This is a genomic window from Devosia sp. SD17-2 (assembly GCF_029201565.1).
In the GTDB taxonomy this organism is placed as follows: domain Bacteria; phylum Pseudomonadota; class Alphaproteobacteria; order Rhizobiales; family Devosiaceae; genus Devosia.
Map to the genome: position 1 here is coordinate 4,081,162 of NZ_CP104002.1, position 15,118 is coordinate 4,096,279.

General features: G+C 63.8%; 17 protein-coding genes. 4 read left to right on the forward strand and 13 right to left on the reverse strand.

The features are described 5' to 3' along the window. Window positions 1–48 precede the first annotated feature (48 nt). Window positions 49–1,095, reverse strand: a complete 1,047-nt coding sequence (locus tag NYQ88_RS19960) for a LacI family transcriptional regulator (protein WP_275652808.1) — start codon at window positions 1,093–1,095, stop codon at window positions 49–51. A 481-nt stretch (window positions 1,096–1,576) separates the two neighbouring features. On the opposite strand from NYQ88_RS19960, the gene NYQ88_RS19965 reads away from it, so the two are divergent. Further along, a complete protein-coding gene (locus tag NYQ88_RS19965; RefSeq protein WP_275652809.1) occupies window positions 1,577–1,792 on the forward strand; it encodes a hypothetical protein in 216 nt (71 codons plus the stop codon). A 145-nt stretch (window positions 1,793–1,937) separates the two neighbouring features. Here NYQ88_RS19965 and NYQ88_RS19970 read toward each other — a convergent pair whose 3' ends face one another. The 5 genes from NYQ88_RS19970 to NYQ88_RS19990 are packed head-to-tail and all read right to left on the reverse strand — an operon-like array spanning window position 1,938 to window position 4,720. Next, a complete protein-coding gene (locus tag NYQ88_RS19970) occupies window positions 1,938–2,141 on the reverse strand; it encodes a hypothetical protein (protein WP_275652810.1) in 204 nt (67 codons plus the stop codon). Next, entirely contained in the window at window positions 2,128–2,277 is a 150-nt protein-coding gene (locus tag NYQ88_RS19975; protein ID WP_275652811.1) for a hypothetical protein, read from the reverse strand. Before NYQ88_RS19975 ends, NYQ88_RS19970 begins: the two co-directional genes overlap by 14 nt. 51 nt (window positions 2,278–2,328) lie before the next feature. Then, window positions 2,329–2,895, reverse strand: coding sequence for a phosphonate metabolism protein/1,5-bisphosphokinase (PRPP-forming) PhnN (gene phnN, locus NYQ88_RS19980; RefSeq protein WP_275652812.1), 567 nt, complete (start codon window positions 2,893–2,895; stop codon window positions 2,329–2,331). Further along, window positions 2,892–4,028 carry an alpha-D-ribose 1-methylphosphonate 5-triphosphate diphosphatase gene (locus NYQ88_RS19985; RefSeq protein WP_275652813.1) on the reverse strand — a complete coding sequence of 379 codons (1,137 nt, stop codon included), beginning with the start codon at window positions 4,026–4,028 and terminating at the stop codon, window positions 2,892–2,894. Before NYQ88_RS19985 ends, phnN begins: the two co-directional genes overlap by 4 nt. Next, a complete protein-coding gene (locus NYQ88_RS19990; protein WP_275652814.1) occupies window positions 4,025–4,720 on the reverse strand; it encodes a DUF1045 domain-containing protein in 696 nt (231 codons plus the stop codon). The genes NYQ88_RS19985 and NYQ88_RS19990 overlap by 4 nt, the downstream gene beginning before the upstream one ends. A gap of 127 nt (window positions 4,721–4,847) precedes the next feature. Here NYQ88_RS19990 and NYQ88_RS19995 point away from each other — a divergent pair, with 127 nt between their 5' ends. From NYQ88_RS19995 to NYQ88_RS20005, 3 genes are all read left to right on the forward strand, one after another. Further along, entirely contained in the window at window positions 4,848–6,101 is a 1,254-nt protein-coding gene (locus NYQ88_RS19995) for a glycerate kinase (RefSeq protein WP_275652815.1), read from the forward strand. Between the two features lie 161 nt (window positions 6,102–6,262). Next, window positions 6,263–6,622 carry a VOC family protein gene (locus tag NYQ88_RS20000; protein ID WP_275652816.1) on the forward strand — a complete coding sequence of 120 codons (360 nt, stop codon included), beginning with the start codon at window positions 6,263–6,265 and terminating at the stop codon, window positions 6,620–6,622. Between the two features lie 89 nt (window positions 6,623–6,711). Then, window positions 6,712–7,650: a Gfo/Idh/MocA family oxidoreductase gene (locus tag NYQ88_RS20005; RefSeq protein ID WP_275652817.1), complete on the forward strand. Its 939-nt coding sequence runs from the start codon at window positions 6,712–6,714 to the stop codon at window positions 7,648–7,650. Window positions 7,651–7,659: 9 nt separating this feature from the next. Here NYQ88_RS20005 and NYQ88_RS20010 read toward each other — a convergent pair whose 3' ends face one another. The 7 genes from NYQ88_RS20010 to ftsY all read right to left on the reverse strand — a co-directional run bounded on the left by NYQ88_RS20010 (window position 7,660) and on the right by ftsY (window position 15,095). Next, window positions 7,660–7,833, reverse strand: coding sequence for a hypothetical protein (locus NYQ88_RS20010; RefSeq protein ID WP_275652818.1), 174 nt, complete (start codon window positions 7,831–7,833; stop codon window positions 7,660–7,662). A 273-nt stretch (window positions 7,834–8,106) separates the two neighbouring features. Next, window positions 8,107–8,841: a GntR family transcriptional regulator gene (locus NYQ88_RS20015; RefSeq protein ID WP_275652819.1), complete on the reverse strand. Its 735-nt coding sequence runs from the start codon at window positions 8,839–8,841 to the stop codon at window positions 8,107–8,109. A gap of 1 nt (window position 8,842) precedes the next feature. Beyond that, a complete protein-coding gene (yjfF, locus tag NYQ88_RS20020) occupies window positions 8,843–9,820 on the reverse strand; it encodes a galactofuranose ABC transporter, permease protein YjfF (protein WP_275652820.1) in 978 nt (325 codons plus the stop codon). After that, window positions 9,817–10,821, reverse strand: a complete 1,005-nt coding sequence (locus tag NYQ88_RS20025; RefSeq protein WP_275652821.1) for an ABC transporter permease — start codon at window positions 10,819–10,821, stop codon at window positions 9,817–9,819. Before NYQ88_RS20025 ends, yjfF begins: the two co-directional genes overlap by 4 nt. Then, the gene (locus tag NYQ88_RS20030; protein WP_275652822.1) at window positions 10,818–12,335 is read right to left on the reverse strand and encodes a sugar ABC transporter ATP-binding protein; all 1,518 of its coding nucleotides are present in this window, start codon (window positions 12,333–12,335) and stop codon (window positions 10,818–10,820) included. Before NYQ88_RS20030 ends, NYQ88_RS20025 begins: the two co-directional genes overlap by 4 nt. Window positions 12,336–12,539: 204 nt before the next feature. Next, window positions 12,540–13,511 (reverse strand): galactofuranose ABC transporter, galactofuranose-binding protein YtfQ, encoded by a 972-nt coding sequence (gene ytfQ / locus NYQ88_RS20035; RefSeq protein WP_275652823.1) that lies wholly within the window; start codon window positions 13,509–13,511, stop codon window positions 12,540–12,542. A gap of 312 nt (window positions 13,512–13,823) precedes the next feature. Further along, window positions 13,824–15,095, reverse strand: coding sequence for a signal recognition particle-docking protein FtsY (ftsY, locus tag NYQ88_RS20040; protein WP_275652824.1), 1,272 nt, complete (start codon window positions 15,093–15,095; stop codon window positions 13,824–13,826). Window positions 15,096–15,118: the final 23 nt, after the last annotated feature.

The following is a 15,118-nucleotide window of genomic DNA, read 5'->3' on the forward strand; positions in this document are numbered from 1 at the left end:
ATAAAAAATAGGATATTTTTGCGCAGGGTTGGTCTGGCGACGTCAGTCTTAAGACGTTGGCCAGTCGAAGCGTGGCTCGGCCATCCAGTGCAGCCCCTCGGTTTCCCCGCCGATGCGTCGGATCAGCAATTGCCCCAGATTGCGCCCCGCCTCGGCGAAATCCTCGAACACCGTTTCGGCGCCGGGCTGAAACTGCATGAACATGTCGGAGGCCTGCTTGGTGACGACATGGGTGGTCGTGCCAACGGCAAGGCCAGCCTCGTTCAGCCCGCCGATAATGGCCAGCGCCGAAAGCTCGGAAGCGCAGACATAGCCATCGGGCCGCTCCGGACGCTTGGCGCGCTTGATGACGTAATTGCGGATGGCATCGGTAGCGCTGCCCAGATTGACGTCTGCGGCAAATTCAAAGGCGATCCCGGCCTCGCGCGCGCCGCGCTCGACGCCGGCCTTGAGATGGTCGGTGTAGGTCAGGGCGCTGTCGGGCAGGACGATGGAAACCTTCTTGCAGCCCTTGCTGGCCAGCCGCAGCGTAGCGCCATAGGCATAGGCTTCATTGTCGAAATCGGCAAAGGGATGCGGCTCGGGCCACTGGCTGCGCCCATGGCTGACGAAGGGGAAATTATTGTCGAGCAGAAACCGGATGCGCTCGTCGAAGGGCTCGGCCTTGGAGAAGATGACGCCATCCGCCATGCGGTTGCGCACGATATGCTGGATGGGCTCGATGGCCGGAACATTGCGGAACAGCGGGGTGATCACGAGGTGATAGGCGGTGTCGCGCAGCGCCTCGGTGATGCCGGTGACGAGGGAGGTGCCGAAGCCATAAATCTGCTCGTCGGGCTCGAGGATCAGCGCCACGACATTGGTGCGGCCGGTCTTGAGGCGCAGCGCCGCCCGATCGGGCAGATAACCGATTTCGGCGGCAATCTTCTGGACGCGATCACGCGTATCCTGGGCGAGCTCGGGGGCGTTGTTGAGCGCCCGGGAAATGGTGGTGACGGCCAGCCCCGTCATTTGCGCAATGGTCTTCAGGGTGGGCTTGCCGCTGGGCTTGACGCCGCGCTTAACCCGTCCCGGGGGTGTCTGATCTTCCGACAACGCATTATTCCTCTGGACCTGCCGTGGCAGGCGACGCTTCAAGGGGAACAGAACACCAGATTGCGCGACGCAGTTCAAGCGAAGTGCAGGGTCTGATTGTGTCCGTGCGACGAAAGTCGAGCAGAGTTTTTCATTTTTCGGGCCAGTTACGCATAATGGCGTACTGGCAATCGTTTGGCGCGTCGCCTATCTTGCCCTCGCTGCGTCGCCTTGGACGCATTTCCGGTCGCAACCACCTGCAAGGAGAGGAATGACGATGACCACATCGACAACCATTACCATCCACGCGGCGTGTCTGACCGTAGTATTCCATCCACTTCATGCCAAACGTTGGCAAGGGTCCTGTCGCTCGAAACGAATGTGATCTGGCGTCACATCTTCGTCTCACAACCCCGATAGTATCCGTAGTGTCCGGCAATCATGGCGCGGGAAGCCCCCGCAGCCTCGACGCCCGGAATCACTGCGCAAGTGGAAATCCACCATGCACGAGAACAGTCTCAGAAGCGTCAATACGCATAAGCCAATTGTCATTGAAGTGGGTGGCGAGCCGCTTGGCGTCGTCGTTCCGGCCGAGGGCGGCTATCGCTTCCTCGCGGTCAAGCTGCCAGCCTTTGCCGTTGACGGCCAGCATTTTCCCAGCGTCGAGACGGCTCATATTGCCGTCAGCGAAGCGGTAAAAAGCGCCGGCGCCGCCTGAGACCCTCTCGGGCCGGCGGGCGCACGGCCCTGCCAATCAATCTTTGAATTTTCCGGAGCTGCCGGACCTTTAAAAAGGCCAGGGCAGCGCCGACACAGCTCCCATCGCCAGGCGACAGGGTGAGCACCCGGCTTGCCGGGGTTTTTCAGTCGTCGTTGGTGGCGTTAAGCTGTTCGGGGCGGCGTCCTTCGGCGAAGGGAGCCCCCGGAACCAGCGCGCCATCGACAGCGGCCGCGAGCGCATCGACATCGATGCGCGTTGCGCCACCTTCGGACTGCCGCTGTAGTTCAGCAGCAATAGCGGCTGCAATCACCGCCCGACGATCTGAAACGCTGCTAGCCGTTTCCATCGATGGAAATCCCCTGTTCATCGACACGAACCTCAATAGCCGGACGGGCCTGTTGCTGCTGATAAGTATAAATGGCGAAGGCAACCAAGGCGACCAAGAGGATGGTCACCAGGGCGTAAAGGGCATTGCGGCTCATTAAAACTCCTGACGCTGACGCGTGAGGTCAACGCGTGAGCACGCAAAGGGTTCAGTCGCCGGCGATCGCGCGCAACGCCATGACGAAGGCGTGGATGCCAATGCCGATGGAATTGGAATTATCGATGATGATGGGGGAGATGCCGGAGGGCAAGGTCGCCCCCTCGCGCGCCAGCCGCGCGGTGATCTGATCGCGCCCTTCCCGACCGCGACTGGCCAGCCGCTGGGCGCGCAGGGATATTTCAGCCGAGATCATGACGACGCGGCTTGAGGGGTATTTTTCGAGCGCTGATGGCACGATGTGACGCGACACATTGGCGACCACCACGCGCCCCAGCGCCAGATCGGTATCGACGCCGATGGGCAAGGCATATTGGAGGCCGTGCGCCTCCCAATGCAGGGAGAGCCGGCCGGCAGTGCGGGCCTCTTCAAATTCGGCGGGTTCAACGCTGAGGTGATCCTCCACCTCGACATCGGTGGGGCGGGTGACGAGACGCCGGACGAAGCTGAAGCGCTTGTCGGCATCGAGCGCCTGACGGGCGCCCTGGATGAGAGTGTCCTTGCCCACACCGGAGGGGCCAACGACAAGGACCAGAATTCCGGGGGAGCGCTCGTTCAACTCACTCTATGTCCTTCTCGCCAGACACTGTGCACGCTGGGCAGCGGACCATTGGCCCGCACCCGCACGAGATCGGCCCGCTTGCCGACGGCAATCTCGCCGCGATCATCGAGCCCGGCGGCGCGGGCGGGATTTCGCGTTACGGTTGCCAGCGCCTGGGGCAGGCTCACGCTCTCGATGCGCCGGGGCATGAGGAAGACGGCCTGCAGCAAGGCATAGGGGACGTAGTCGGAACTCAGGATATCGAGGAGGCCGGCCTCAACGAGATCGCTGGCCGAAATATTGCCCGAGTGCGAGCGTCCGCGCACCACATTGGGCGCGCCCATCAAAATGGCGAGGCCGGCATCATGGGCGGCAGAGGCGGCTTCGAGCGTGGTGGGGAATTCGGCGATGGCGACGCCGTCTTCAGCGGCTTCCTCGACATGGGCGATGGTGGCGTCGTCATGACTGGCGAGCGCAAGGCCGAGCTCATGGGCACGGGCGACGATAGCGCTGCGGTTGGCGGCCGAGTAGCGGTCGTGCTCGGCCTGGCGGGCAGCGATATAGGCGAGCAGTTCGGCCTCGGTGCGGCCCATCTGCTTGGCGTAGAAGCGCTTGTAGTCATCGAGCGAGCGGAACTGACGCTGGCCGGGCGTGTGGTCCATAACCGAGGCCAGCCGCGTGATGTCGTGGGACGCGAAGGTCTCGAAATGGGTGACGACGTCGTGGCTGGGCAGTTCGCAGCGCAAATGGATGAAATGTTCGGCGCGCAGCCAGCCGCCGTCGCTGCCCTCGCGCACGGCATCGACTAGCGCAGTGGCATGAGGGAGCATGTCGGGCAGCTCTAGGTCCGAGCCGATGCGGACGGCGTCAAAGACCGTGGTGATGCCCGAGCCGGCGATCTGCACGTCGTGGGCGTGGAGCGCGGCCAGCGGATCCCAGAACACGCCGGGACGCGGGCGGTAATGATTTTCGAGATGGTCGGTGTGGAGCTCGACAAGGCCGGGGATGAGGTAATCGCCGGCAAGATCCTCGCCGTGGCGGGATGCGCCTTCGTCGATGGAGACGATTTTGCCCTCGGCGATGACGACGCTGCCGGTGATCTCGGCCTCGGGCAGGACGATGCGGGCGTTGGAGAGGATCGTCTTTGTCACTGGCCGGCCCCGAGCTTGAAATCGTCGAGGCGACGGAAGTGGCGGCCGGCGTCTGGCTCATGGAAAAGCACGAGCCTGTCGAGCACGACCTCCTCGGCGAGCAGCGCGCCAAACCAGCTGCGGGCAGCAGCGGCGATCTCGGCGTGATCGGCCTCGGGAAGGCGATCGGTGAGGGTCATGTGGAAGCGGAATTCGTCGAAGACATAGGGATAGCCATAGCCATCGAGCAGTTCCTCCTGGCGCGGCGTGAGGCCGCGCGCGGCGCGGGCCGAGCGGTCGCGCATGGAGAGCGGCGCACGGAAGGGCTCGAATTCCTCAACCACATGGGCGGCGAGATCCTGAAGGTCGGCATTGTCGCCGGCGGCGATAAGGGCGAGGAAGCCATCGAGCGAAACGATATCAAGGGTGCCGAGGGAGACGGGACGCTGGCTCGCAGCAAACCGGGTGAGCGCGGCGCCGAGATCGTCGAGGGTCGTGCCCGGGGCCAGCACCATGGGCGGCTTGATGGTGGCGTGGAAACCGTAGCGATTGGCCGACTGAGTGAGGTTGAGCAGGCGATTGCGCTCGATGCCGCCGACGGGACCGTCGAAAAACTGGCCATTGGCGGAGTCGCGGCCCAGCCAGGCAGAGGCCCTGTCCCACAGGGGGCTGGTGGCGGAGGGGGCGTAGTAGATGGCGAATCGTTCGGTCATGAAAACTCCTCGGCCTGCCGCTAGACTTTCTATGTGTCTGCGTTTTGACAAGGTGGCAAGGCTGGACAAGCTTTTGCCGTGTCGGGCACAAGAACAGTCCGACGGGTGGTAACGGCAAGGGGGGAAGATGGACAAGGACTTGCTGAAAGGCCTGTTCGAGACGGCAGTGGAACGGGCGCAGCCGGCGCTGGCGGTGAGCCAGTTCCTGCCGCAAAAGCCGAAGGGGCGGACTATTGTCATCGGCGCGGGCAAGGCATCGGCGCAGATGGCGCGGGCTTTCGAGAAGGCCTGGGACGAGCCGCTGAACGGGCTGGTGGTGACCCGCTATGGCTATGCCGAAAAGTGCGAACAGATTGAAATTGTCGAGGCGGCTCATCCGGTGCCGGATGCGGCGGGGTTTGAGGCGGCGCGGCGGATTGTGGAGCTACTGCAGGGGTTGAGCGCCGATGATCTCGTCGTGGCGCTGATTTCGGGCGGCGGCTCGTCGCTGCTGCCGGCGCCCGCCGAGGGGATGAGCCTTGAGGATGAGCAGGCGGTCAATCGGGCGCTGCTCGCTTCGGGCGCGCCGATCGGGGTGATGAACCTCATCCGCAACCAGTTTTCTTCCATCAAGGGCGGACGGCTGGCGCTGGCGGCCGCACCGGCCCGGGTGGCGACGCTGGTTGTTTCCGATGTGCCGGGTGATGATCCGGCGCTGGTGGCGTCGGGACCGACGATTTCGCTCGCCGGGACACGGGCCGAGGCACGGAAATATGCCGCGCTCTATGGGCTGGAGCTGCCGGCGGCGGCGCAGAAAATTCTGGCGGGAGAGGACAATATCGCGCCGCGTTCGGACGACCCACGCTTCGTCAACAATTCGGTGGTGACCATCGCTTCGGCCGCCCTGTCGCTGACGGCTGCGGCGGACAAGGCGCGCGCGATGGGGATAGAGGCGGCAGTGCTGTCGGATTCCATCGAGGGTGAGGCGCGCGACGTGGCGCTGGTGCATGCGGCGATTGCCAAGGAGATTGCGCTCCGCAATCAGCCGTTCAGCAAGCCTGTGGTGTTGCTTTCAGGCGGGGAGACCACCGTGACGCTGCGCGGCAAGGGACGCGGCGGACGGAACGGCGAGTTCCTGCTGTCGCTGGCCATTGCGCTCGATGGGGTCGAAGGGGTGACGGCGCTGGCGGGCGACACCGATGGCATCGACGGCTCGGAAGACAATGCCGGGGCTTTTGTCGACGGCACTTCGGCGCGGCGGATGCGCGAGGCGGGCGTCGATCCGCTGGCGGCACAGGCGAACAATGATGCCTATACCGCCTTTGAGGCGATTGGGGACCTTTTTGTGACGGGCCCGACCGGGACCAACGTCAATGATTTCCGGGCGATCCTCATCCGGTAAGGCGCCACCCCCACCCGACCTCCCCCTTAAGGAGGGGGAGGAGTGATTTTGTGGCTCTCCTATCCTGTGCCAAACTCGGCATCGGGATGGATTGCCCGGAGACGCCGGGCGATGACGGTTGACCTGAAGACGCATAGGTCGGGCGATAGCGGGAGGCGCAGATGGCACGGGTGACGGGGATTGGCGGGATCTTCTTCCGGTCGGGCGACAAGGATGCGCTCGTGCGGTGGTACGAGACACATCTGGGCATCACCGAGCTCTGGCAGCAGGATGCGGGGATGACCGTGTTTGCGCCTTTCCGGCAGGAGAGCGACTATTTTCCGGAGGCCAAGCAGTGGATGATCAATTTCCGGGTCGATGATCTCGACGCGATGTTGGTGCGCCTGCGCGAAGCCGGGATTGCGGTCGAGACGCGGCCGGAGGAATGGGACACGCCCGAGACGGGGCGATTTGCCCGAATTCATGACCCGGAAGGCAACCAGATCGAGCTTTGGGAGCCGGCGACAGCGGTTTCGCAATAAAAAGTCATACTTTTCTTGCCGTGGGTGCTTGGCGATCGGCCCGCGCTCTGCTCTAAAACCTCCCACCAAAGCTCGGGGAGATTTTTTGGATGGGCAAGCGCAAGATCGCGATCATCGGCGTAGGCAAGATTGCCGTCGATCAGCATATCCCGGTGATCGAAGCCTCGGAGGATTTCGAGCTGGCGGCGACCGTGTCGACGCGCGGAGTCGCCCATAAGAACCTGCCCGTGTTCAGGACGGCCGCCGAACTCTATGCGGCCATGCCGGAAGTGGGCATCGTGTCCATCTGCACACCGCCCGGCGTGCGCCATGGCTATGTCCGCGAGGCGCTCGACGCCGGCAAGGACGTGATGATGGAAAAGCCGCCCACCACGACCATTTCCGAACTCGACGATCTCATCGCCCATGCCAGGCGACTGGACCGGGTGCTCTACCAGACCTGGCACAGCCAGTTTAACGCCGCCGTCGACCGCACCAAGGCGATCCTCGCCGATGAAGGCGTGGTCTCGGCCCGTATCGACTGGCGCGAAAGCGTGCGCAAATGGCATCCGGGACAGGACTGGGTGTGGGAGCCCGGCGGGTTCGGCGTCTGCGATCCGGGCATCAATGCGCTCTCGATCTTTACCAAGGTCATGCCGTTCCCGGCCTTTGTCGAAAACGCGAAGCTGACTTTTCCGGCCAATCGGCAGACCCCGGTGGATGTCGAGATCGCGTTCAAATCCTCGCAGGCGCATCGGCCAGAGCTGTCGGCCGGGTTCAACTGGCTCGAAGAGAGCGGGGAAATCTGGACCATCCGCTTTACCACCGGGGCCGGCAATGAGATCCGCCTCGAAAACGGCGGCCGCAAGCTCAGCGTCAACGGGGCGCTGGTGCTCGAGCACGGCGATCTCGAATATTCGGCCATGTATGACCGGTTTGCCGATCTGCTCGAGCGGCACGAGAGCGATGTCGACGCGGCTCCGCTGCGGCTGATGGCAGACGTGTTCCTGCTCGGCGCCCGGGTCAATGGCCCAGACTTTGCCTGGTAGGCGGAAAGTCTAGCGCTCGTCGCGATCCTCGGCGCGATATTCGGCCCGCGTTGCAGCCTCGGTGATATTGCGCTCGAGCGGTGTACGCTTGCGATTGCGCATGGTGCCATAGACCATGGCGGCGCCGAGGCAGGCGACGCCGACGGTCAGCAGCAGCAACCAGAGGATGGGTGTCTCATACATGCGATTTCTCCTTTGAGGGAGAAACGGGTGCGGGAGATGAGGGGTTGCCGGGTGTTGGTGGTTGGGGGCGTTTTGGATATCCCCACCTTGATCCCTCCCCCACCCAGCGCCGATACGGCCCTTGGCCGAGCTTTGCTACCCTCCCCACAAGGGGAGGGAGACGAAGGAGCCGAGACATCGCAGTCTGCGCCTCCCTCCCCTTGATGGAGGGAATGAGGGTGGGGTGGCGCCGGGCGCCGGGCGCCCTATGCCGCGTTGTCCGCAGTGCGGGCCTCACACGCCTTCCATGACCCTTGCATGGTCGAGGGCGAGGCAGGCGAGGAGGTGGTCGCGGGTGGCGTCCGAGGCGCCTTCCTCGATAGCGAGGACGGTTTTTTCGAGAATGGCGATGCTGGCTTGCCGATAGGCCATGACGGTTTCGCTGCTGCGCGTCAGGGCGAGGGCGAGCAGGAGTTCGATGACGCCAACGACGCTGCGCAGCAGGGTGTTTTGGGACGCCTCGGCGATCTGGGCGTGAATTTCGAGGGCGGCGAGGCCGAACTGCTCGTCGCTGTCGCCGGCCGTCGACGCCTGATGCAGCCAGTATTTCATGATGCGGACGTGTTCTGCGGTGCGGAAGCGCGCAGCCCCCTCCCCCGCCGGCAGTTCGAGAGCTTCGCGCACGGCAAAGAGGTTCTGGTAGAAGCGAGCATCGGCTGGGGCGTGGAAATGCCAGGCGAGCACCTGGGAATCGAAGTAATTCCAGCGGCTGCGCGGGGAGACGCGGGTGCCGACCTTGGGGCGGGCCTCGACCAGACCCTTGGCCTCAAGCGTCTTGATCGCCTCGCGCAGAACTGTGCGCGAGACGCCGTAACGCTCCATCATCACTGCATCGCTGGCCAGAACCGAGCCAACAGGCGAGGCGCCCGAGACAATGGCCCGGCCGATCTCGTTGATGACGAAATTATGGAAATTGCGCGCAGCATGCCGCCCCGAGAGGGATCGGATGAGGCTGCCTGCTTCGATCATTTCAGGCTTTCTGGGACGCTTTGTCTCCGGGTGCGGCCGCGGCGAAAATGATCCGTTGCAGCACGATAAACAGGAACAGGAGAACGCCGATGACGATCTTGGTCCACCAGCTCGACAGCGTGCCGTCGAAGATGATGTAGGTCTGAACGAGGCCCAGCAGCATGACGCCGATGAACGTGCCCAGGACAAACCCATAGCCGCCGGTGAGCAGCGTGCCTCCTATGACCACCGCGCTGATGGCATCGAGCTCGACGCCCACCGCCGCCAGCGGGTAACCCGCAGATGTATAGAGGGAAAAAACAATGCCCGCCAAGGCCGCAAGCACGGATGAAAGCATATAAATGGCCACGGTGGTGCGCGCCACCGGCACGCCCATGAGCGAGGCCGAGACCGGATTGCCGCCCAGCGCATAGACGTAAGAGCCGAATTTTGTGCGGTGGGCCAGAATGGCGCCGATGATGAAAATGGCGACCATGGAGAGGCCGATAAAGCTGAGGCGCCCGCCCCCGGGAAGGCGGATGACGAGGCCGGAAATGGCTGAATAGAATTCGTGGCTGATCGGCACCGAATCCTGGGTGATGACCGAGGCGGCGCCACGCGCGAGGAACATGCCGGCCAGAGTGACAATGAAGGACGGCACCTGAAGAAAATGAATGGCGAGCCCCATGGTGCCGCCAAAGGCTGCTGCAACCAGAAGGGCGATGGCGAAGGCGAAGAGCGGATGGAAACCGGCCCAGGAGATGAGCACGGCCACAAGCACGCCAGTAAAGCCGATGACCGCGCCGACCGAGAGATCAATGCCCCCTGAGAGAATGACGAAGGTCATGCCCACTGCGGCAATGCCGAGAAAGGCGTTGTCGGTGAGAAAATTGCCGAGCACGCGGGTCGAGAACATGTTGGGGAACTGCATCACCGCCAGGGCATAGGCGATGACGAAGATGAGCGCCGTGGCAAGAAGCGGACGAAGAGAGCGGTTCATTTCTTGGCTCCGGCGGAAGCTGGGCGCAGGCGGGTCGGGGCCAGGCGCGAGGCCAGCGGCGACTGGATCAGGAGGACAATGAAGATCAGTCCGGCCTTGACGATGAGATTGAACTCGGGCGGGAAGCCGGAGACGAGAATGCCGGTGTTCATGGCCTGGATGATGAGTGCGCCGACCACGGCCAGCGGCACGGAAAAGCGCCCGCCGAGCAGCGAGGTGCCGCCGATGACCACGGCGAGGATAGCGTCGAGCTCGAGCCAGAGCCCGGCATTGTTGGCGTCGGCGCCGCGAATGTCACCGGCAACAATGATGCCGGCAATGGCGGCGCAGAGGCCGGAGAGGGAATAGACGAGCAGCAGCAACATGCGGCTGCGAATGCCGGCGAGGCTGGCGGCGGCGCGATTTACGCCCACCGCCTCGATGAAAAGGCCGATGGCAGTGCGCCGGACCAGCAGGGTGACCAGCACCATCAGGACAATGGCGATGACGGCGGCCATGGGCAGGCCGAGGAAGGAGCCGGTGCCGATAAAGATCAGCACGGGATCATTGAAGGTGACGATAAAGCCCTGGGTGATGAGCTGGGCAATGCCGCGCCCGGCCACCATCAGAACCAGCGTGGCGACGATCGGCTGGATATCGAGCAGCGCCACGAGAATGCCGTTCCAGAGGCCACAGAGGAGGCCGACGGTGAGGGCGGCAGCCACGGCAATGGGGGTGGGATAGCCGGCCACGACGAGCGTGGCGGCGACGGCGCCGGAGACGGCCATGACTGCGCCGACCGAGAGATCAACGCCCTTGGTGGCGATGACGCCGGCCATGCCGATGGCGAGGATGGCCACCGGCGCACCGCGATTGATGACGTCGATGAGGCTGCCGAAGAGGCGCCCATCCTGCCAGGTGATGCGGAAGAAATTGGGGAACAGCAGCCAGTTGATCAGCAGCACGCCGACAAGGGCGATGAGCTGCGGGCTGGCAAGGAAGGAAGCCGAGCGCCGGATCATGCGGGGGCTCCCTCGTGATGATTGGCGATAGCCTGCACGATAATGCCCGGATTGATGTTTTCGCCATTGAGCTCGGCGACCAGCTCGCGATCGCGCATGACGACGATGCGCGAAGAATAGGCCACGACCTCATCGAGCTCGGAGGAGATAACGACCAGCGCCAGCCCCTCATCGCGCAGGCGATTGATGGTGCGCACGATCTCGGCGTGGGCGCCGACATCAATGCCGCGGGTGGGTTCGTCGAGAATGAGGAAGGCCGGATCGGTGGCGAGCCAGCGCGAGAGAATGACCTTCTGCTGATTGCCGCCCGAGAGCAGTTTGACCGGCATGTCGAGCGAGGCAGCGCGGATATCCATGGCCTCGCCGAATTTGCCGGCGATTTCCATCTGCTCGTCGCGGTTGAGGGCGGAAAACCACCCCAGCTTGCCCTGAAGCGCAATGATGATGTTTTCGCGCACGGAGAGATCGCCGAAAATGCCCTCGGCCTTGCGGTCTTCGGGGCAGAAGCCAAAGCCATGGGCAATGGCATCGGTGGGACGGGAAATGGTGGTGGGTTTTCCCGCGACGGTGACGCTGCCCTCGTCGGCGCTGTCGGCCCCGAACATGAGGCGGGCCATTTCCGTGCGACCAGAGCCTAGAAGCCCTGCGACGCCTATGACCTCGCCCTTGTGGATGGAGAGGGTGAAGGGCAGGACGCTGCGCTTTTTGCCATAGCCGGTGAAATCGACCAGCACGTCGCCGAGCGGCCGGTTTTCGTCGAGCTTGGTGGCGCCGGAGAAGGCGATGTCCTTGCCCAGCATGAGGCGGACGACATCGGTGCGGGTCAGCGTGTCGAGGGCGCGGGTTTCGATCAGCTTGCCATTGCGCAGAATGGTGACGCGGTCGGCGACGGCGAAGACCTGATCGAGGAAATGGGTGATGAAGACGATGGCGAGGCCCTGCGCCTTGAGGTCCCGGATGATCTCGAAGAGGCGCTCGACCTCGTTGCGGTCAAGGCTGGCCGTGGGCTCGTCGAGGATCAGCACTTTTCCCGAGAGCTCGACGGCGCGGGCAATGGCGACGATCTGCTGGACGGCGACGGAATGGCTGCCGAGCTCGCTGGCGGGATCGAGAGTGAGGCCATAGCGGGCGAGCACTGTTCGCGTGTCGGCCTCCATGCGGCGGCGATCGACAAGGCCGAAGCGGGTGGGCTGGTGGCCGAGATAGAGGTTTTCGGCCACGGAGCGATTGGGCAGGAGGTTGACCTCCTGAAAGACCGTGCCGATGCCATGGGTCTGGGCATGCTGGGGATTGGCGAGGGTGACGGGGACGCCATCGGCGAGGACCGTGCCGCCATCGGGCTGGTAGGCGCCGGTGAGGATCTTGATCAGCGTCGATTTTCCGGCACCATTTTCGCCCAGCAGGGCGTGAACCTCGCCGGGTATGAGGCCGAAATCGACCTGGTCCAGCGCGGTATGGTTGCCGAAGATCTTGACGATGCCCCGCGCCTCGAGCGCGTAGCCAGTGTCGTTCATTGCCCCTCCCCGGCCGTCCTTGTGGACGGTCCATGCTTCACCCCAATCCCGCAGGCCGGAGCCCCCCACCCTTGATCCCTCCCCACGGGGGGGAGGGAGACGAAAGAGCCGGGAGCTCGCAGTATGCGCTTCCCTCCCCTTGATGGGGAGGGATTGAGGGTGGGGTGGAGCCACAAGCGCGGCTCCACCTGTCAGTTCAGCCTATCAGTAGCCCAGGCCCTTGCGGCGTTCGTATTCGCCCTGCGGGTCGTTTTCGGCGGTGTAGAGCTTGGACTCGGTAATGATGAACTTTTCGGGTTCAGTGCCATCGGCCCAGTAGGCGGCCAGGGCGTCGAAGGCGGGGCCGGCCATGTTTGGGGTCAGCTCAACCGTGGCATTGGCTTCACCGGCGGCAATGGCGGTGAAGATATCGGGCACGGCGTCGATGGAGACGACGAGGATATCGGTGCCGGGCTTGAGGCCTGCATCCTTGATGGCCTGGCTGGCGCCGACCGCCATGTCGTCGTTATGGGCGTAGACCGCGCAGATATCAGCGCCGCCGCCTTCAGCCTTGATGAAGCCCTCCATCACTTCCTTGCCCTTGGAGCGGGTGAAATCGCCCGTCTGGCTGCGGATGATGGAGATATTGTCGTGGCCGGCAATGGCTTCTTCAAAGCCCTGCTTGCGGCTGATGGCGGGGCTGGAGCCCACGGTGCCCTGGAGTTCAACAACCTTGCACTCTTCGGCGCCGACGGCATCGACCAGCCACTGGCCAGCAACGCGGCCTTCAAGGACCTGATCGGACATGACGGCGGTCATGTAGAGATCTTCTGGCGCATCGATGCCGCGGTCGAGCAGGACGACGGGTATTTCGGCTTCCTTGGCTTCGGTCAGGACTTCATCCCAGCCGGTGGCAACCACGGGCGCCACGAGGATGGCATCAACGCCCTGGGCAATGAAGCCGCGAATGGCCTTGATCTGGTTTTCCTGCTTCTGCTGGGCATCGGCAAACTTGAGATCGACGCCGCGAGCCTCAGCTTCCTGCCGGGTCACAGAGGTTTCGGCGGCGCGCCATCCGGACTCCGAGCCGATCTGGGAAAAGCCGATGACCTTGCCCGAAATATCCTGGGCGAAGCCGGCAGTAGACAAAGCGGTAGCGAGGCCCGCCGCGAGGGCGAGCTTGGTCACGATATTCATGATGATCCTCCCAAATGACCGCCCGGCGTTTACGCTTCGGGCGATGAGGGGACCCTATATAAAGTACTATTATATGTAAAGTGGGTGGTTGCGCAGAGAGCTTTTCGCCCGCGGAGCCGGGATCTGATGCTGCTGCGGGCTGAGCTGTTCCGGGGCTTTCTGGAAAGGGAGCCGGGGCTCATGGCCGTGTGCGCACGCAGAAGAGGGTCATCACGCGGATTGCCCGCGTGATCCGTGCAGAGTGGCGAGATGGATTGCCCGGACGAGCCGGGCAATGACGATGGAGGGGATGGGGCGGTGTTAGCCCCAGCCTCAGTCCCGGCCGGCGATGGCGCGGGCGAACTCGTTGGCGGAGAAGGGTTCGAGGTCGTCAACGCCTTCGCCAACGCCGATGAAGTGCACCGGCAGGCCGAACTTTTTCGAGATGGCGACGAGAATACCGCCACGGGCGGTGCCGTCGAGTTTTGTCATCACCAGACCGGTCACTCCGGCGCGCTTGCCGAAGATTTCTACCTGCTTCATGGCGTTCTGGCCGGTGGTGGCATCGAGCGTCAGCAGGGTTGCATGCGGGGCCGACGGCTCGACCTTCTTGATGACGCGAATGATCTTTTCGAGCTCATTCATCAGCTCGTCGCGATTTTGCAGGCGTCCAGCGGTGTCGATGATCAGCACATCGCGGCCTTCGGCCTTGGCCTGGGTGACGGCGTCAAAAGCGAGCCCCGAGGCGTCGGCGCCAGCGGGCTTGGAGATCACCGGCGCGCCGGTGCGCTGGCCCCAGACCTGCAGCTGCTCGATGGCGGCTGCGCGGAACGTGTCGCCGGCAGCCAGCATCACCGATTTGCCTTCGGCGGAGAGCTTTTGCGCCAGCTTGCCGATAGTGGTGGTCTTGCCCGAGCCATTGACCCCGATCATCAGGATGATGAAGGGTTTTTTGCTGGTGTCGATATCGAGTGGCCGGGCCACCGGGCCGAGTACTTTTTCGACTTCGCTGGCCAGAACACTGCGCACATCCTCGCCGGACACGTCCTTGTCGAAACGGTCCTTTCGAAGCGCCTCGGTGATGGCCATGGCCGTCTCGAGGCCGAGATCGGCTTGGATCAGCACGTCTTCGAGCTCGTCGAGCGTTGCCGCATCGAGCTTTTTCTTGGTGAAGACCGAGGTAATCGAGGCGGTAAGATTGTCCGAAGAGCGGCGAAGGCCACTAGCCAGCCGGGTAAACCAGCTCTGCCGTTCGGCCGGCGGCGCGACGGGCGCGGGCGGGGCGACGAACTGGTCTTCCACCGCCTCGATATATTCGGGCGTGGTCTCCGGCGGGCCGGGCGGGGGCACGTCTTCTGGCTCGGGCACGACTTCGGGCTCGAGCTCCGGCTCGGGCGCGATTTCAGGCTCGGGCGCGGGGGCTGGCTCGGGAACAGGCGGCGGTGCAGCCGACTCTGGTGCCGGGGCGACTGGTTCCGGTTCGGGCGCTGGCGCAGGCGGCGCTACCGGGGTTTCCGGCAGCGTCTCGGGGGGCGCCGGTGTGGGCGTCGGCGCGGGCTCGGTGCCAAACAGGCGCTTGAAGAACCCGGATACTTTATCGCTCATTGTCTGCCCTAAAACTTCCTGCC

Excerpts from the sequence above, each read along its gene's own strand:
- NYQ88_RS19965 (WP_275652809.1), top strand. The coding sequence starts at position 1,577 with ATGCACGAGAACAGTCTCAGAAGCGTCAATACGCATAAGCCAATTGTC.
- NYQ88_RS19970 (WP_275652810.1), bottom strand. The coding sequence starts at position 2,141 with ATGGAAACGGCTAGCAGCGTTTCAGATCGTCGGGCGGTGATTGCAGCC.
- NYQ88_RS19975 (WP_275652811.1), bottom strand. The coding sequence starts at position 2,277 with ATGAGCCGCAATGCCCTTTACGCCCTGGTGACCATCCTCTTGGTCGCC.
- NYQ88_RS19990 (WP_275652814.1), bottom strand. The coding sequence starts at position 4,720 with ATGACCGAACGATTCGCCATCTACTACGCCCCCTCCGCCACCAGCCCC.
- NYQ88_RS19995 (WP_275652815.1), top strand. The coding sequence starts at position 4,848 with ATGGACAAGGACTTGCTGAAAGGCCTGTTCGAGACGGCAGTGGAACGG.
- NYQ88_RS20000 (WP_275652816.1), top strand. The coding sequence starts at position 6,263 with ATGGCACGGGTGACGGGGATTGGCGGGATCTTCTTCCGGTCGGGCGAC.
- NYQ88_RS20005 (WP_275652817.1), top strand. The coding sequence starts at position 6,712 with ATGGGCAAGCGCAAGATCGCGATCATCGGCGTAGGCAAGATTGCCGTC.
- NYQ88_RS20010 (WP_275652818.1), bottom strand. The coding sequence starts at position 7,833 with ATGTATGAGACACCCATCCTCTGGTTGCTGCTGCTGACCGTCGGCGTC.
- NYQ88_RS20015 (WP_275652819.1), bottom strand. The coding sequence starts at position 8,841 with ATGATCGAAGCAGGCAGCCTCATCCGATCCCTCTCGGGGCGGCATGCT.
- yjfF (WP_275652820.1), bottom strand. The coding sequence starts at position 9,820 with ATGAACCGCTCTCTTCGTCCGCTTCTTGCCACGGCGCTCATCTTCGTC.
- NYQ88_RS20025 (WP_275652821.1), bottom strand. The coding sequence starts at position 10,821 with ATGATCCGGCGCTCGGCTTCCTTCCTTGCCAGCCCGCAGCTCATCGCC.
- NYQ88_RS20030 (WP_275652822.1), bottom strand. The coding sequence starts at position 12,335 with ATGAACGACACTGGCTACGCGCTCGAGGCGCGGGGCATCGTCAAGATC.
- ytfQ (WP_275652823.1), bottom strand. The coding sequence starts at position 13,511 with ATGAATATCGTGACCAAGCTCGCCCTCGCGGCGGGCCTCGCTACCGCT.
- ftsY (WP_275652824.1), bottom strand. The coding sequence starts at position 15,095 with ATGAGCGATAAAGTATCCGGGTTCTTCAAGCGCCTGTTTGGCACCGAG.